A 17051-nucleotide genomic window follows, 5' to 3' on the forward strand; every position below is an offset into this window, starting at 1 on the left:
TGTAAATGGCATTTGCCCCATTACTTGAACGCCAGCGCGTACGTCTGCTGCTGGCGCTGTTACTCGGAGCCAGCGGAACGCTGGCTTTTTCTCCTTACGATATCTGGTCTGCAGCCATTCTCTCCCTGATGGGACTTCAGGGTTTAACCCTGAATCGTCGTCCCGTCCAGGCGGCAGCGATTGGCTACTTCTGGGGACTGGGGTTGTTTGGCTCCGGCATCAACTGGGTCTATGTCAGCATCGCTCAGTTTGGCGGTATGCCAGGACCCGTTAACGTCTTCCTCGTGGTACTGCTGGCCGCTTATCTCTCGCTCTATACCGGCCTGTTCGCGGGTATCCTTTCTCGCCTGTGGCCAAAAACCACCTGGCTGCGCGTTGCCATTGCTGCGCCGGTTGTCTGGCAAATTACCGAGTTCCTTCGCGGCTGGGTACTGACTGGCTTCCCGTGGCTGCAGTTCGGTTACAGTCAGATTGATGGCCCGCTAAAGGGGCTTGCTCCGGTAATGGGCGTTGAAGCGATTAACTTCCTGTTGATGGTGGTGAGCGGACTGCTGGTCCTGGCGCTGGTCACACATAGCTGGAAGACGCTGGTCGTGGCGCTGGTGTTGTTTGCCCTGCCTTTCCCACTGCGTTATATCCAGTGGTACAGCCTGGTCCCAGAGCGCACCACGCAGGTTTCAATGGTGCAGGGGAATATCCCTCAGTCAATGAAATGGGACGAGAAAGAGCTGCTGAACACGCTGAAGATCTACGCTAACGCCACCGAGGCGGTCATGGGTAAATCGCAGCTGATCATCTGGCCAGAGTCGGCGATTCCGGATCTGGAAATTAACCAGCAGCCGTTCCTGAACATGATGAACGATCTACTGCTCGCTCGCGGCAGTACGCTGGTTACCGGGATTGTCGATGCGCGTCTGAATCAGCAGAACCGCTACGACACCTACAACACCATCATTACGCTGGGTAAAGACAGCGAATACAGCTACAACTCCACTGACCGGTATAACAAGAATCACCTGGTACCGTTTGGCGAATTTGTACCGCTGGAGTCCATTCTGCGCCCGTTAGCACCGTTTTTTGACCTGCCGATGTCCTCATTCAGCCGTGGTCCGTACGTTCAGCATCAGCTGCATGCGCACGGTTTTGCCCTGACAGCGGCCATCTGCTACGAAATTATCCTCGGCGAGCAGGTGCGCGATAACTTCCGTCCGGACACTGACTTCCTGCTGACTATCTCCAACGATGCCTGGTTTGGTAAGTCGATTGGCCCGTGGCAGCATTTCCAGATGGCGCGGATGCGCTCCCTGGAGCTGGCGCGCCCGCTGCTGCGTAGCACCAACAATGGCATAACCGCCGTGATTGGCCCGCAGGGCGAAATCCAGGCCATGATCCCGCAGTTCACCCGTGAAGTGCTGACGACCAACGTCACGCCTGCGACGGGCCTGACGCCTTATGCCCGCACCGGCAACTGGCCGCTGTGGATCCTGACCGCGCTGTTCGGATTTGGCGCGGTGCTGATGAGCTTGCGTCAGCGTCGTCGATAATTTCCCCTCTCTTCCCCTCTCCCGTTGGGAGAGGGCATTTCTGGCACGTCTCTTGCTTTATTTCCCCACGTAAACGCAGTTTGGCTTAACGTGCAACTTCGTCGCACCAGCGTAGATCACCGGTAGCACCGAAACGGTGCAACGAGAGATATTTGCCTCTGATTGGTGCGGCGCGCTTCGCAAAAATAAACAATAACGCAGCAAAATCTTTACATTAAGCCAGACTAAATGTTAACAAGCTTGCATAACACTGCACTCGCATAGCGCGAGATATAACAACATCACAATGGGTATCAATGCGTCACTGGCGCTGATAAGAAAGGAGTTGGGTATGCAATTACGTAAACTGGCCACAGCAATGCTGGTTATGGGGATGTCGGCAAGCGTCGTTCACGCTGAAGATGCTCCGGCTGCCGGGAGCACTCTCGACAAGATTGCCAAAAACGGCGTGATCGTGGTCGGCCACCGTGAATCTTCTGTCCCGTTCTCTTACTACGACAACACGCAAAAAGTCGTGGGCTATTCACAGGATTACTCCAACGCTATCGTTGAAGCTGTGAAGAAAAAGCTGAACAAACCTGACCTGCAGGTGAAGCTGATTCCAATCACTTCACAAAACCGTATTCCACTGCTGCAAAACGGCACGTTCGATTTTGAGTGCGGTTCCACCACCAACAACCTTGAGCGTCAGAAACAGGCTGCCTTCTCTGACACCATCTTCGTCGTGGGCACCCGCCTGCTGACCAAGAAAGGCGGCGAGATCAAAGACTTTGCGGACCTGAAAGGCAAAGCCGTTGTTGTTACCTCCGGTACCACTTCCGAAGTGCTGCTGCACAAGCTGAACGACGAGAAGAAAATGGATATGCGCATCATCAGCGCGAAAGATCATGGCGACTCTTTCCGTACTCTGGAAAGTGGCCGTGCTGTGGCGTTTATGATGGATGATGCCCTGCTGGCAGGCGAACGTGCAAAAGCGAAGAAACCAGACAACTGGGATATCGTCGGCACGGCGCAATCTAAAGAAGCGTACGGTTGTATGCTGCGTAAAGACGATCCGCAGTTCAAGAAGCTGATCGATGACACCATCGCTCAGGTTCAGACCTCCGGTGAAGCGGAAAAATGGTTCGATAAATGGTTCAAGAACCCGATTCCACCCAAAAATCTTAACATGAACTTCGAACTGTCTGACGACATGAAAGCGCTGTTCAAATCACCAAACGACAAGGCTCTTAACTAATTAGAACAACAGGGGCGGGATCTCCTGCCCTCTCGATTGTCGGGAAGCATGGACAGACTATACGTTGAGTGGTCGTTCCCCACTCAGCGCGAAAAATGAGCTTCTCACCAATCTTCGAGGGTAGCGCTGCTACCCTTTTTTTTCTGGAGTTTATTATGTCAATAGACTGGAACTGGGGCATATTCCTGCAACAAGCCCCGTTCGGCAACACCACCTATCTTGGCTGGCTGTGGAGCGGTTTTCAGGTTACCGTCGCCTTATCGATCACGGCGTGGATTATCGCGTTTCTTGTCGGTTCACTGTTCGGTATTTTGCGCACCGTGCCTAACCGTTTTCTCTCATCTCTCGGCACCCTGTATGTGGAACTGTTCCGTAACGTTCCGCTGATTGTGCAATTTTTCACCTGGTATCTGGTCGTCCCGGAACTGCTGCCGGAAAATATTGGCATGTGGTTTAAGTCGGAACTGGATCCGAACGTGCAGTTCTTTGTCTCCTCCATGCTCTGTCTGGGGCTCTTCACCGCCGCGCGCGTTTGCGAGCAGGTACGTGCCGCCATTCAGTCACTGCCGCGCGGACAAAAAAATGCTGGTCTGGCGATGGGCCTGACGCTGCCACAAACTTACCGCTATGTACTGCTGCCTAACGCTTACCGCGTCATTGTTCCACCGATGACGTCTGAGATGATGAACCTGGTAAAAAACTCGGCCATCGCCTCGACCATCGGTCTGGTGGATATGGCCGCACAGGCGGGCAAGCTGCTGGATTATTCCGCCCACGCGTGGGAATCCTTCACGGCGATCACACTCGCCTATGTTCTGATTAACACTTTCATCATGCTGGTGATGAACCTGGTTGAACGCAAAATCCGCCTGACGGGCAATCTGGGGGGCAAATGATGTACGAATTTGACTGGAGTTCTATCGTTCCATCCATGCCTTACCTGCTGGATGGCCTGCTGATCACCTTAAAAATCACCGTGATTGCTATTGTGGTGGGTATCGTCTGGGGCACCCTGCTGGCGGTCATGCGCCTGTCGGCCTTTAAACCGTTCGCCTGGTTTGCCACGGCCTACGTTAACGTTTTCCGCTCCATCCCCCTGGTGATGGTACTGCTGTGGTTTTACCTGATTGTTCCCGGCTTTCTGCAAAACGTGCTGGGGCTGTCGCCGAAAACCGATATCCGCCTGATCTCCGCGATGGTCGCGTTCTCAATGTTTGAGGCTGCTTACTATTCAGAGATTATCCGCGCGGGTATTCAGAGTATTTCCCGTGGGCAGTCCAGCGCCGCGCTGGCGCTGGGGATGACGCACTGGCAATCCATGCAGCTCATTATTCTGCCGCAGGCGTTTCGCGCCATGGTTCCCCTCCTGCTGACGCAGGGCATCGTACTGTTCCAGGATACCTCTCTGGTCTACGTACTGAGCCTGGCAGACTTCTTCCGTACCGCGTCTACCATCGGTGAACGTGATGGTACGCAGGTCGAAATGGTGCTCTTCGCGGGTGGCGTCTATTTTGTGATTAGTTTAAGCGCGTCGCTGTTGGTCAGCTGGCTGAAGAAAAGGACTGTATAATGATTTCCCTGAAAAATGTTTCTAAATGGTATGGGCACTTTCAGGTGCTGACCGACTGCTCAACCGAAGTGAAAAAAGGTGACGTGGTGGTGGTATGTGGGCCATCCGGCTCCGGTAAATCCACGCTGATCAAAACCGTTAATGGCCTGGAGCCGGTACAGCAAGGTGAGATCCTCGTCAATGGCACCAAAGTCAATGACAGGAAAACCAACCTTGCTCAGCTGCGTTCCCACGTCGGCATGGTGTTCCAGCACTTTGAGCTGTTTCCGCACCTCTCCATTATTGAGAACCTGACGCTGGCGCAGGTAAAAGTGCTGAAACGCGATAAAAAGCTCGCGCGCGATAAAGGTCTGAAGCTGCTGGAACGCGTGGGACTCTCTGCGCATGCTGATAAATTCCCGGCGCAGCTCTCTGGCGGTCAGCAGCAGCGTGTGGCTATTGCCCGGGCCCTGTGTATGGATCCGGTCGCCATGCTGTTTGATGAACCGACTTCTGCTCTCGATCCCGAGATGATCAACGAAGTGCTGGACGTAATGGTTGAGCTGGCGCACGAAGGGATGACGATGATGGTGGTGACCCACGAAATGGGCTTTGCCCGCAAAGTGGCGAACCGCGTGATCTTCATGGACGAAGGGAAGATTGTTGAAGACTCGCCGAAAGAAGAGTTCTTCGCCAATCCAAAATCCGAGCGAGCAAAAGACTTCCTCGCCAAAATCCTGCACTAATCTCCCCGGTGCGCAATCTGCGGATTGCGCACTGCTTCACGCTTTAGCTCTCTTCTTCTCGTCGGCGTCACATTGCAGCGTTAACCTTGTCACAAAATAATGCTACGTATGGAGCACGCTATGGCACAACCTATCCTTCTCGATTGCGACCCGGGTCATGATGACGCGATCGCCCTCGTCCTTGCACTTGCCTCCCCTGAACTGGACGTCAAAGCCGTTACGTCCTCTGCCGGAAACCAGACCCCGGAGAAAACGCTGCGTAACGTCCTGCGTATGCTGACGTTGCTCAAACGCACCGATATTCCGGTCGCCGGTGGTGCCGTCAAACCGCTTATGCGCGATCTGATCATTGCCGACAACGTGCACGGTGAAAGTGGGCTGGATGGCCCGGCACTGCCCGAACCGGGGTTTGAAGCGCAACCCTGCACCGCCGTAGAGCTGATGGCGAAAGTGCTGCGTGAAAGCGCGGAACCGGTCACGCTGGTGGCCACCGGCCCGCAAACCAACGTTGCGCTGCTGCTGAACAGCCATCCGGAATTGCACAGTAAAATCGCCCGAATCGTGATCATGGGCGGCGCAATGGGACTCGGGAACTGGACGCCAGCGGCGGAATTCAACATTTTTGTCGATCCGGAAGCCGCAGAGATTGTCTTCCAGTCTGGCCTGCCGATTGTCATGGCCGGCCTGGACGTTACCCATCGCGCACAAATAATGGCGCACGACATTGCGCGCTTTCGTGCCATTGGCAACCCGGTGGCGACAACCGTCGCAGAATTGCTGGACTTCTTTATGGCGTATCACAAAGCCGAGAAATGGGGTTTTCACGGCGCGCCGCTGCACGATCCGTGCACCATTGCCTGGCTGCTCAAACCGGAGATGTTTACCACGGTAGAACGGTGGGTAGGCGTGGAAACCCAGGGGAAATACACTCAGGGTATGACGGTGGTGGACTACTATTCGCTGACGGGCAATCAACCCAACACCACGCTGATGGTGGATATCGACCGGGAAGCGTTCGTGGATTTGCTGGCGGAAAGACTCAACTATTACAGTCAGACCCGGTAAGCGATGGCTACCGGGCATTGTAGACTGCTCTGTGGCCTGATGCCCTCCCTCTGACCTGAAGGCAGAGGGCGGCTTTTACTTAAGGCTCAAACGGCCGACGCTGGAACTGATCGTGTCCACACTTTGGACACAGCGGCAACACATCCGGCGTATAGACCGCAATGTGGTGATGGCATTTCTCGCACACCAGATTCCCCAGCCCGACCACTTCTCCGCTGTGATAGACCCCGTGGTGGTTGAGGTCCTGAAAGACTTCACGCCACTCCAGCTGCGTTTTATCGGTGATATCCGCCAGCTCCTGCCACAGGCTTTCTTTAATTACCCGCATAAAAACGCTGTCGGTAACCTCGTTCTGACTCTCTTCGTAGCTTCGCGCAAACTCTTCCAGGTCGCGGCGTACGGCGCGCGTCACCTCTTCCACTTCGGTTCGCGTTAACTCACCCGTTTGCGTCACGCGGGCCCGCGCCTGTTCCACCAGCGCATCGATATCACGCTCGCCGTTACGCAGCCGTTCCGTCAGTGTTGTCACCAGTTCTCGGTAAAATTGAGCAACCTTGTTCATCATTTTGCCTCCCGGGTAAGTAACTGACTCTAATAATAGACCTTATTTCGCCACCGCTTTGCCAGGTGAACCACAGACCCGACAAATTCCTCACGCGCGCATTTGTGCGAAAGGCTGTTTTGGCGCGGGCGTTTGGGCTATGCTATGCGGATCTGAATTACCACATCCATTGGCTACATTTGTAGCTGTATTGAAAACAGGACCACTGGCTGCCATGCAAGAGCAATACCGCCCGGAAGAGATAGAATCAAAAGTCCAGCAACACTGGGACGAGAAGCGCACCTTTGAAGTAACCGAAGACGAGAGCAAAGAGAAGTATTACTGCCTGTCGATGCTTCCCTATCCTTCTGGTCGACTACACATGGGCCACGTGCGTAACTACACCATTGGTGATGTGATTGCCCGCTATCAGCGTATGCTCGGCAAAAACGTCCTGCAGCCAATCGGCTGGGATGCGTTTGGTCTTCCTGCAGAAGGCGCGGCGGTCAAAAACAACACGGCACCTGCCCCGTGGACGTACGACAACATCGCGTACATGAAAAACCAGCTCAAAATGCTGGGCTTTGGCTATGACTGGAGCCGCGAGCTGGCGACCTGCACCCCGGAATACTACCGCTGGGAGCAGAAATTCTTCACCGAGCTGTACAAAAAAGGCCTGGTGTACAAGAAGACCTCTGCCGTTAACTGGTGCCCGAACGACCAGACCGTACTGGCGAACGAGCAGGTTATCGACGGCTGCTGCTGGCGTTGTGATACCAAAGTTGAGCGTAAAGAGATCCCACAGTGGTTTATCAAAATCACCGCCTACGCTGACGAGCTGCTGAACGATCTGGATAATCTGGATCACTGGCCTGATACCGTCAAGACTATGCAGCGTAACTGGATCGGCCGTTCAGAAGGCGTGGAGATCACCTTCAACGTTGAGAACGACGATCGGACCTTGACCGTCTACACTACCCGTCCGGACACCTTCATGGGTGCGACCTATCTGGCCGTGGCCGCTGGTCACCCGCTGGCACAGAAAGCCGCGGAAAACAACCCGGAACTGGCGGCCTTCATCGACGAGTGCCGCAACACCAAAGTGGCCGAAGCCGACATGGCGACGATGGAGAAGAAAGGCGTTGATACCGGCTTTAAGGCTATCCATCCACTGACGGGCGAAGCAATCCCTGTCTGGGCAGCCAACTTCGTGCTGATGGAGTACGGTACAGGTGCCGTCATGGCCGTTCCAGGCCACGATCAGCGTGACTACGAATTTGCCACCAAATATGGCCTGACCATTAAACCTGTCATCCTCGCGGCTGACGGTTCTGAGCCAGACCTCTCCGCACAAGCCCTGACCGAAAAAGGCACCCTGTTCAACTCGGGTGAATTCAGCGGTCTGAGCTTTGAAGATGGCTTCAACGCGATTGCCGACAAGTTAGCGTCGCTGGGCGTCGGTGAGCGTAAAGTCAACTACCGCCTGCGCGACTGGGGTGTCTCTCGCCAGCGCTACTGGGGAGCACCTATCCCAATGGTGACGCTGGAAGATGGTACCGTGATGCCAACGCCAGAAGATCAACTCCCGGTGATCCTGCCGGAAGACGTGATCATGGACGGTATCACCAGCCCAATCAAAGCCGATCCTGAGTGGGCAAAAACGACCGTTAACGGCCAGCCAGCGCTGCGTGAAACTGACACCTTTGATACCTTTATGGAATCGTCATGGTACTACGCGCGTTACACCTGCCCGCAGTATCAGGAAGGCATGCTGGATTCCGATGCAGCAAACTACTGGCTGCCTGTGGACATCTACATCGGTGGTATTGAACACGCCATCATGCACCTGCTCTACTTCCGCTTCTTCCACAAGCTGATGCGCGACGCAGGCATGGTCAATTCTGATGAACCAGCAAAACAGCTGCTGTGTCAGGGAATGGTGCTGGCCGATGCCTTCTACTACGTCGGGGCGAACGGCGAGCGTAACTGGGTGTCTCCGGTTGACGCGATCGTTGAGCGCGACGAGAAAGGTCGTATCGTGAAGGCGAAAGACGCCGAAGGTCATGAACTGGTTTATACCGGCATGAGCAAGATGTCGAAGTCTAAAAACAACGGCATCGACCCGCAGGTGATGGTTGAGCGTTACGGCGCAGATACCGTGCGTCTGTTTATGATGTTTGCCTCTCCGGCTGACATGACCCTGGAATGGCAGGAATCGGGCGTTGAAGGGGCTAACCGCTTCCTGAAGCGTGTCTGGAAACTGGTTTACGAGCACACCTCTCAGGGTGATGCTACGGCAGTGAACGTCGCGGCACTGACTGAAGATCAACAGGCGCTGCGTCGTGATGTTCATAAAACGATTGCAAAAGTGACCGATGATATTGGTCGTCGTCAGACCTTCAATACCGCAATTGCGGCTATTATGGAACTGATGAACAAGCTGGCAAAAGCCCCGCAGGACGGCGAGCAGGATCGTGCCTTAATGCGTGAAGCGCTGCTGGCCGTCGTTCGCATGTTGAACCCGTTCACCCCGCACGTCAGCTTCACCCTCTGGCAGGAGCTGAAAGGCGAAGGCGATATTGACAACGCACCGTGGCCAGTGGCTGACGAATCCGCGATGGTGGAAAACACCACGCTGGTTGTGGTCCAGGTTAACGGCAAAGTTCGCGGTAAAATTACCGTGGCGGTCGATGCTACCGAAGAACAGGTTCGCGAACGCGCAGGCCAGGAACATCTGGTTGCGAAATATCTTGAGGGCGTTACCGTACGTAAAGTGATCTACGTACCGGGTAAATTGCTGAATCTGGTCGTTGGCTAAGCGCGGGAGGAAACGTGCGACAACTGGCAACAATACTCTTATCTCTGGCGGTGCTTGTCACCGCTGGTTGTGGCTGGCATCTGCGCAATACCACGGCAGTGCCTGCTGAAATGAAAACGATGATTTTCGACTCATCGGATCCGAATGGTCCACTCAGCCGGGCAATTCGAAACCAGCTGCGGCTTAACGATGTTGAGTTGATTGAGAAAGGGACGTTACGTCAGGATGTTCCATCCCTGCGCGTTCTGGGCTCAACCTTAGCCAAAGACACGGCGTCCATTTTCCAGGACGGCCGTACCGCAGAGTATCAGATGGTCCTGTCGGTTAATGCCTCCGTTCTGATCCCGGGTAAAGACATCTACCCAATCAGCACGAAAGTGTACCGTTCGTTCTTCGATAACCCGCAGACGGCTCTGGCAAAAGACGCCGAGCAGCAGATTATCATTAACGAAATGTACGATAAGGCCGCAGAGCAGCTGATCCGTAAGCTGCCGGGCGTTGCCGCGTCAACGAAACAGGGTTCTGACATCATCGAAAAACCGGATGCCACCACGCCTCCTGTTTCTGCCTCCATGGGTAACTGATGATCAGGCTGTATCCTGAACAACTCCGCGCGCAGCTCAATGAAGGGCTGCGCGCGGCGTATCTGCTTCTCGGAAACGATCCGTTATTACTTCAGGAAAGCCTGGATGCCGTCCGACAGGCGGCGGCCGCGCAGGGCTTTGATGAACACCACACCGTCCAGTTGGATAACAACACCGACTGGAATGCCCTCTTCTCGCTTTGCCAGGCGATGAGCCTCTTCGCATCGCGCCAGACCATCCAGATCCTGCTACCGGAGAATGGCCCTAACGCGGCCATCAATGAACAGCTGGCAACGCTGGTCAGTCTGCTGCACAGCGATCTGCTGTTTATTGTGCGCGGCAACAAGCTCACCAAAGCGCAGGAAAACGCGGCCTGGTTTAGCCAGCTCGCGGCCAATGCGGTTATGGTGACCTGTCAGACGCCTGAGCAAGCCCATCTGCCAAAATGGGTCGCGACAAGAGCGAAGCAAAACAATCTTCAGCTGGACGACGCCGCAAACCAGCTCCTCTGTTACTGCTATGAAGGCAACCTGCTGGCACTGGCGCAGGCGCTGGACAGGCTCTCCCTGCTCTGGCCAGACGGTAAGCTGACACTGCCACGCGTGGAGCAGGCCGTTAACGATGCCGCGCACTTTACGCCCTTCCACTGGGTGGATGCGCTGCTGGCAGCGAAAAGCAAACGCGCCCTGCATATATTGCAACAGCTGCGCCTGGAAGGTAGCGAACCGGTTATTTTGCTGCGCACTCTTCAGCGTGAATTATTACTGCTGATTACGCTCAAACGTCAGTCTGCACATACGCCATTACGTTCGCTGTTTGATAAACATCGGGTGTGGCAAAACCGTCGGGCGATGACCACCGAGGCCATCAACCGCCTGAGTCATGAACAGCTGCGTCAGGCCGTGCAGCTTCTGATGCGCGCTGAGCTTACGTTGAAACAAGATTATGGTCAGTCGGTCTGGGCGGAGCTGGAAAGTCTCTCTCTGCTGCTCTGCCATAAGGCGCTGGCAGACGTATTTATCGATGGATAGTATGCATTCTTTACAGGCCCTGTACGGTGGCACCTTCGATCCGGTCCATTACGGACATCTGAAGCCGGTTGAAATTCTGGCGAATCTGATCGGCCTTCAGCGCGTAATCATCATGCCCAATAATGTGCCGCCACACCGTCCGCAACCTGAGGCGAGCAGCGAGCAAAGAAAAGAGATGCTCACTCTGGCTATCGCGGATAAACCGCTTTTTAGCCTTGATGAGCGAGAACTGCGCCGCAACACACCGTCCTGGACGTCGCAAACGCTGCAGGAATGGCGAGCCGAGCAAGGGCCGGACACGCCGCTAGCCTTTATTATTGGTCAGGACTCCCTGCTCAATTTTCCCACCTGGCACCAGTATGAAACCATTCTGGAAAACAGCCACCTGCTTGTCTGTCGCCGTCCGGGCTATCCGCTGACCATGCGAGAAGAGCAGTACCAGCAGTGGCTTGAGACGCATCTCACAGACAATATTGAAGACTTGCACAACCAGCCTGCCGGGAAGATTTATCTGGCAGAGACGCCGTGGTTCGATATTTCTGCGACCCTCATTCGCGAGCGTTTGCAGCAGGGATTAGCCTGTGACGATCTGCTGCCATCAGCTGTGCTGGACTACATTCACGCGCATGGGTTGTATCAGAAAAGCGCAGACGCATAGCGGGGGCGCATGAAAAAGCGGCGTAATGATTATCCTGCCTTGACAGGTTAAGCCATACTGTTATCCTCCGCTGCCAGACTTTCCCGCCGATCATTGCTTTACAGAAATTGTTTTACAAAAATGGCGATGCAATCTCAGGCGGAGGGTGGGATGATACCCGCCTTCAAAAGCCCGGCCGGAGACATTTGTCCCGACACTGGCGTCAGTTCAGGTATACTGTCTGGCCACGAATTCATAGTTATACAATCTCATTCACCCCAGGGGGAAAACTTGCAGGGTAAAGCACTCCAGGATTTTGTTATCGACAAAATTGATGACCTGAAAGGTCAGGACATCATCGCTATCGACGTTAAGGGTAAATCCAGCATCACCGACTGCATGATTATCTGCACCGGTACTTCAACGCGTCATGTTGTTTCGATTGCCGACCACGTTGTTCAGGAATCGCGTGCAGCAGGCCTGTTACCGCTTGGCGTTGAAGGTGAAGCGACCGCTGACTGGGTGGTTGTCGATCTCGGCGATGTGATTGTCCATGTCATGCAGGAAGAGAGTCGTCGCCTGTATGAGCTGGAAAAACTCTGGGGTTAATGCGTGAAGTTGCAACTGGTCGCCGTCGGCACCAAAATGCCGGACTGGGTACAAACCGGTTTTACTGAATATCTGCGTCGTTTTCCAAAAGACATGCCGTTCGAACTGGTGGAAATTCCCGCCGGGAAACGCGGCAAGAACGCCGATATCAAACGTATTCTCGATAAAGAGGGAGAGCTGATGCTGGCTGCCGCAGGCAAAAACCGCATCGTCACCCTCGATATTCCAGGTAAACCCTGGGATACGCCGCAGCTGGCGCACGAACTGGAGCGCTGGAAGCAGGATGGTCGTGACGTCAGTCTGTTGATTGGCGGGCCTGAGGGGTTATCTCCTGCCTGCAAAGCGGCGGCAGAACAAAGTTGGTCTCTCTCCGCGCTGACGCTTCCCCACCCGCTCGTTCGGGTACTGGTGGCAGAAAGCCTGTATCGCGCGTGGAGCATTACTACCAACCACCCATATCACCGCGAGTAGTGACTGACCAGGGTAGATTAAGCAGCGGATGAAACTACAGAATTCTTTTCGCGACTATACGGCTGAGTCCGCGCTGTTTGTGCGCCGGGCGCTGGTCGCCTTTACGGGGATTTTGCTGCTTACCGGCGTGCTGATCGCCAACCTCTATAATCTGCAAATTGTCCGCTTTACCGATTATCAGACGCGTTCAAACGAAAACCGTATCAAGCTGGTGCCCATCGCGCCCAGCCGCGGCATTATCTACGACCGTAACGGCACTCCGCTGGCGTTAAACCGCACCATTTATCAAATCGAAATGATGCCGGAAAAAGTCGATAATGTGCAGGATACGCTTGAAGCGCTAAAAGGCGTTGTCGATCTGACCGACGATGATATCGCCGCGTTCAAAAAAGAGCGTGCCCGCTCCCACCGTTTCACCTCAATTCCGGTTAAAACGAACCTGACGGAAGTCCAGGTGGCCCGCTTTGCCGTGAACCAGTATCGTTTTCCCGGCGTGGAAGTGAAAGGTTACAAGCGTCGCTACTACCCTTACGGTTCCGCGCTGACGCATGTCATTGGTTACGTTTCCAAGATCAACGATAAAGACGTTGAACGCCTCGATAAAGACGGCAAACTGGTGAACTACGCGGCGACGCACGATATCGGTAAGCTGGGGATCGAACGCTACTACGAAGATGTCCTGCACGGGCAGACCGGCTATGAAGAGGTTGAAGTTAACAACCGTGGCCGCGTCATTCGCCAGCTCAAAGAAGTGCCACCGCAGGCGGGGCATGACGTCTACCTGACGCTCGACCTCAAGCTGCAGCAGTATATTGAAACCCTACTGGCGGGCAGCCGTGCTGCCGTTGTCGTCACCGATCCGCGTTCCGGCGGCATTCTGGCGATGGTGTCCATGCCAAGCTACGACCCGAACCTCTTTGTCGATGGTATCTCCAGCAAAGACTATTCCGGTCTGCTCAATGACCCGAATACGCCACTGGTGAACCGCGCCACACAAGGGGTTTACCCGCCAGCGTCAACGGTAAAACCGTACGTGGCGGTCTCTGCGCTGAGCGCGGGCGTCATCAACCGCAATACCAGTCTGTTTGACCCGGGCTGGTGGCAATTACCAGGCTCTGAAAAACGCTATCGCGACTGGAAAAAATGGGGCCATGGTCACCTCAACGTTACCAAATCGCTGGAAGAATCTGCGGATACCTTCTTCTACCAGGTTGCGTATGACATGGGCATTGACCGCCTGTCAGAGTGGATGAGCAAATTCGGCTATGGACATTACACCGGCGTTGACCTTTCAGAAGAACGTTCCGGTAACATGCCAACCCGTGAGTGGAAGCTGAAGCGCTTTAAGAAGCCGTGGTATCAGGGTGATACCATTCCGGTGGGTATCGGTCAGGGCTACTGGACGGCGACCCCGATTCAGATGAACAAAGCGATGATGATCCTCATCAACGATGGCGTAGTGAAAGTTCCGCACCTGCTGCAAAGTACGGTTGAAGACGGCAAAAAAGTGCCGTGGATCCAACCGCATGAGGCCCCGGTGGGTGACATTCATTCCGGTTACTGGGAAATTGCCAAAGACGGTATGTACGGCGTGGCGAACCGCCCGAACGGGACCGCACATAAGTATTTCGCCGGCACACCGTATAAAGTGGCCGCCAAATCCGGTACTGCGCAGGTCTTCGGTCTGAAAGCCAATGAAACCTATAACGCGCACCGCATTGCTGAACGTCTGCGTGACCATAAGCTGATGACGGCCTTTGCCCCTTATGATAACCCGCAGGTTGCGGTGGCGATGATTCTGGAAAACGGCGGCGCAGGTCCGGCCGTGGGGACCATCATGCGCCAGATCCTCGACCACATTATGCTGGGTGATAACAACACCGAACTGCCGGCTGAAAACCCGGCCGCCGCTGCGGCGGAGGACCAATAATCATGACGGATAATCCAAATAAGAAATCGCTGTGGGATAAAATCCACATCGACCCAGCCATGCTGCTGATCCTGTTGGCTCTGCTGGTTTACAGCGCCCTGGTTATCTGGAGCGCCAGCGGCCAGGACATCGGCATGATGGAGCGCAAAATCGGCCAGATCGCGATGGGTCTGGTCATTATGGTGGTCATGGCGCAGATCCCGCCGCGGGTCTACGAAGGCTGGGCACCGTACCTGTACATATTCTGTATTGTGCTGCTGGTTGCGGTAGATGCCTTTGGGGCCATCTCTAAAGGCGCACAGCGCTGGCTGGATCTGGGCGTTGTCCGCTTCCAGCCCTCTGAAATAGCCAAAATAGCGGTTCCCTTGATGGTGGCGCGTTTTATTAACCGTGACGTCTGCCCGCCTTCGCTGAAAAATACCGCCATTGCGCTGGTGCTGATTTTCCTGCCGACGCTGCTGGTTGCGGCGCAGCCTGACCTCGGTACCTCGATTCTTATCGCCCTCTCCGGCCTGTTTGTCCTGTTCCTGTCGGGTTTAAGCTGGCGTCTGATTGGCATTGCAGTCGTGCTGGTGGCAGCATTCATCCCGATTCTCTGGTTCTTCCTGATGCATGATTACCAGCGACAACGCGTCATGATGCTGCTCGATCCGGAAACCGATCCGCTGGGTGCGGGCTATCATATTATTCAGTCCAAGATTGCGATCGGTTCCGGCGGCCTGCGCGGTAAAGGCTGGCTGCACGGCACCCAGTCCCAGCTGGAGTTCTTACCGGAACGCCACACCGACTTTATCTTTGCGGTTCTGGCGGAAGAGCTGGGCCTGGTTGGCATCCTGATTCTGCTGGCGCTGTATGTGCTGTTGATCATGCGAGGGCTGTGGATCGCCGCGCGTGCGCAAACCACCTTTGGCCGCGTGATGGCAGGCGGGTTGATGCTGATTTTATTCGTTTATGTCTTCGTAAATATTGGTATGGTGAGTGGTATTCTGCCGGTTGTTGGCGTCCCGCTCCCGCTGGTGAGCTACGGAGGCTCGGCACTGATCGTGTTGATGGCCGGGTTTGGTATCGTGATGTCGATCCATACCCACAGAAAAATGTTGTCAAAAAGCGTATAAAAATAAGGGGATCGGAATGCGTAAGCAGTGGCTGGGGATCTGCATTGCGGCAAGTTTACTTGCGGCCTGCACAAGTGATGATGGTCAGCAACAGGCAACCGTCGCGCCGCCGCAGCCTGCGGTTTGTAATGGCCCGATCGTTGAAATCAGCGGTGCCGATCCCGTTTATGAACCGCTCAATGCCAGCGCGAATCAGGATTACGAGCGCGATGGCAAAAGCTACAAAATTGTTCAGGATCCCTCCCGCTTTAGCCAGGCTGGCTTTGCCGCCATTTATGATGCCGAGCCAGGCAGCAACCTGACGGCGACCGGCGAAGCGTTCGATCCGATGCAACTGACGGCGGCTCACCCGACCCTGCCTGTCCCGAGCTACGCCCGTATCACCAACCTGGCGAATGGTCGTATGATCGTGGTACGCATTAACGATCGTGGTCCCTACGGTAACGACCGGGTGATCTCCCTGTCACGCGCGGCTGCAGACCGCCTGAACACCTCGAACAATACCAAAGTCCGTATTGACCCGATTATCGTGGCGCAGGATGGCACCCTCTCCGGGCCAGGTACCGCGTGTACGACGGTGGCGAAACAGACTTACGCCCTTCCCGACCGCCCGAACCTGGACGGCGGCATGGGAAGCGTCTCTTCTCCGGCAGAGCCTTCTCAGCCAGCAGGAGAAGTGCGCCCAATCAGCAATGATACGCTGCAGAGCGAAGACACGACGGGTGCGCCGGTAAAGAGTAGCGGCTTCCTGGGCGCGCCGACAACGTTAGCCACCGGCGTGCTGGAAGGCAGCGAACCAACGCCAGCACCGGCTCCTGTTGCCGCTCCTGCCACAGAGCCTGCGCCCGTAACGGCTCCGGCGACGGCGCAAAGCACACCGGTTGCGGCTCCGGCGGCGGCCAGTGGCGGCTTTGTGGTTCAGGTTGGGGCGGTAAGCGATCAGGCCCGTGCGCAGCAGTATCAACAGCGTCTGAGCCAGCAGTTTGGTGTTCCGGGACGCGTTGCGCAAAACGGCGCAGTATGGCGTATTCAGATGGGGCCGTTTGCCAGCAAATCGCAGGCAGCGTCTCTGCAGCAGCGCCTGCAAAATGAAGCCCAACTACAATCATTTATCGCTGTTGCGAAATAATGAACTGGCGGCATCCAAAGTGTCAATTTGTGTAAAACACATTCA

Annotated in this window: 16 protein-coding genes; 15 read left to right on the forward strand and 1 reads right to left on the reverse strand. The window is 55.1% G+C overall.

Annotation, left to right across the window (positions count from 1 at the left end):
* The first annotated feature begins 5 nt into the window (after positions 1-5).
* The 6 genes from lnt to rihA all read left to right on the forward strand — a co-directional run bounded on the left by lnt (position 6) and on the right by rihA (position 6141).
* The gene (gene lnt / locus AM410_RS00405; RefSeq protein ID WP_073395753.1) at positions 6-1544 is read left to right on the forward strand and encodes an apolipoprotein N-acyltransferase; all 1539 of its coding nucleotides are present in this window, start codon (positions 6-8) and stop codon (positions 1542-1544) included.
* Between the two features lie 331 nt (positions 1545-1875).
* Positions 1876-2781 carry an amino acid ABC transporter substrate-binding protein gene (locus AM410_RS00410; protein WP_020884991.1) on the forward strand — a complete coding sequence of 302 codons (906 nt, stop codon included), beginning with the start codon at positions 1876-1878 and terminating at the stop codon, positions 2779-2781.
* A 155-nt stretch (positions 2782-2936) separates the two neighbouring features.
* A complete protein-coding gene (locus AM410_RS00415; RefSeq protein WP_108647338.1) occupies positions 2937-3677 on the forward strand; it encodes an amino acid ABC transporter permease in 741 nt (246 codons plus the stop codon).
* Positions 3677-4351 (forward strand): glutamate/aspartate ABC transporter permease GltK, encoded by a 675-nt coding sequence (gene gltK / locus AM410_RS00420; protein WP_014169128.1) that lies wholly within the window; start codon positions 3677-3679, stop codon positions 4349-4351. The genes AM410_RS00415 and gltK overlap by 1 nt, the downstream gene beginning before the upstream one ends.
* Positions 4351-5076, forward strand: a complete 726-nt coding sequence (locus tag AM410_RS00425) for an amino acid ABC transporter ATP-binding protein (protein WP_014169127.1) — start codon at positions 4351-4353, stop codon at positions 5074-5076. The genes gltK and AM410_RS00425 overlap by 1 nt, the downstream gene beginning before the upstream one ends.
* A 120-nt stretch (positions 5077-5196) precedes the next feature.
* Entirely contained in the window at positions 5197-6141 is a 945-nt protein-coding gene (rihA, locus tag AM410_RS00430) for a pyrimidine-specific ribonucleoside hydrolase RihA (protein ID WP_049023571.1), read from the forward strand.
* 79 nt (positions 6142-6220) lie between these two features.
* On the opposite strand, the gene AM410_RS00435 is transcribed toward rihA, so the two are convergent.
* The gene (locus tag AM410_RS00435) at positions 6221-6703 is read right to left on the reverse strand and encodes a zinc ribbon-containing protein (RefSeq protein ID WP_025204671.1); all 483 of its coding nucleotides are present in this window, start codon (positions 6701-6703) and stop codon (positions 6221-6223) included.
* Positions 6704-6917: 214 nt separating this feature from the next.
* On the opposite strand from AM410_RS00435, the gene leuS reads away from it, so the two are divergent.
* The 9 genes from leuS (at position 6918) to rlpA (ending at position 17006) form a co-directional block, all read left to right on the forward strand.
* On the forward strand, positions 6918-9500 hold the full coding sequence (gene leuS, locus AM410_RS00440; RefSeq protein WP_073395752.1) for a leucine--tRNA ligase: 2583 nt from the start codon (positions 6918-6920) through the stop codon (positions 9498-9500).
* A gap of 14 nt (positions 9501-9514) precedes the next feature.
* Positions 9515-10084, forward strand: a complete 570-nt coding sequence (lptE, locus tag AM410_RS00445) for an LPS assembly lipoprotein LptE (RefSeq protein ID WP_025204672.1) — start codon at positions 9515-9517, stop codon at positions 10082-10084.
* Positions 10084-11115, forward strand: a complete 1032-nt coding sequence (gene holA, locus AM410_RS00450) for a DNA polymerase III subunit delta (RefSeq protein WP_073395750.1) — start codon at positions 10084-10086, stop codon at positions 11113-11115. The genes lptE and holA overlap by 1 nt, the downstream gene beginning before the upstream one ends.
* Entirely contained in the window at positions 11108-11773 is a 666-nt protein-coding gene (gene nadD / locus AM410_RS00455) for a nicotinate-nucleotide adenylyltransferase (protein WP_159082264.1), read from the forward strand. Before holA ends, nadD begins: the two co-directional genes overlap by 8 nt.
* 270 nt (positions 11774-12043) lie before the next feature.
* Positions 12044-12361, forward strand: a complete 318-nt coding sequence (gene rsfS, locus AM410_RS00460) for a ribosome silencing factor (RefSeq protein WP_003858696.1) — start codon at positions 12044-12046, stop codon at positions 12359-12361.
* 3 nt (positions 12362-12364) lie between these two features.
* Complete coding sequence (rlmH, locus tag AM410_RS00465) at positions 12365-12832, forward strand: 23S rRNA (pseudouridine(1915)-N(3))-methyltransferase RlmH (RefSeq protein WP_003858701.1); 468 nt, start codon at positions 12365-12367, stop codon at positions 12830-12832.
* A 28-nt stretch (positions 12833-12860) separates the two neighbouring features.
* The gene (gene mrdA, locus AM410_RS00470) at positions 12861-14762 is read left to right on the forward strand and encodes a peptidoglycan DD-transpeptidase MrdA (RefSeq protein WP_108647342.1); all 1902 of its coding nucleotides are present in this window, start codon (positions 12861-12863) and stop codon (positions 14760-14762) included.
* 2 nt (positions 14763-14764) lie between these two features.
* On the forward strand, positions 14765-15877 hold the full coding sequence (gene mrdB, locus AM410_RS00475; protein ID WP_014169118.1) for a peptidoglycan glycosyltransferase MrdB: 1113 nt from the start codon (positions 14765-14767) through the stop codon (positions 15875-15877).
* A gap of 16 nt (positions 15878-15893) precedes the next feature.
* Positions 15894-17006 carry an endolytic peptidoglycan transglycosylase RlpA gene (rlpA, locus tag AM410_RS00480; RefSeq protein ID WP_025204674.1) on the forward strand — a complete coding sequence of 371 codons (1113 nt, stop codon included), beginning with the start codon at positions 15894-15896 and terminating at the stop codon, positions 17004-17006.
* Positions 17007-17051: the final 45 nt, after the last annotated feature.

Source organism: Enterobacter cloacae complex sp. FDA-CDC-AR_0164 (assembly GCF_003071645.1).
In the GTDB taxonomy this organism is placed as follows: domain Bacteria; phylum Pseudomonadota; class Gammaproteobacteria; order Enterobacterales; family Enterobacteriaceae; genus Enterobacter; species Enterobacter ludwigii.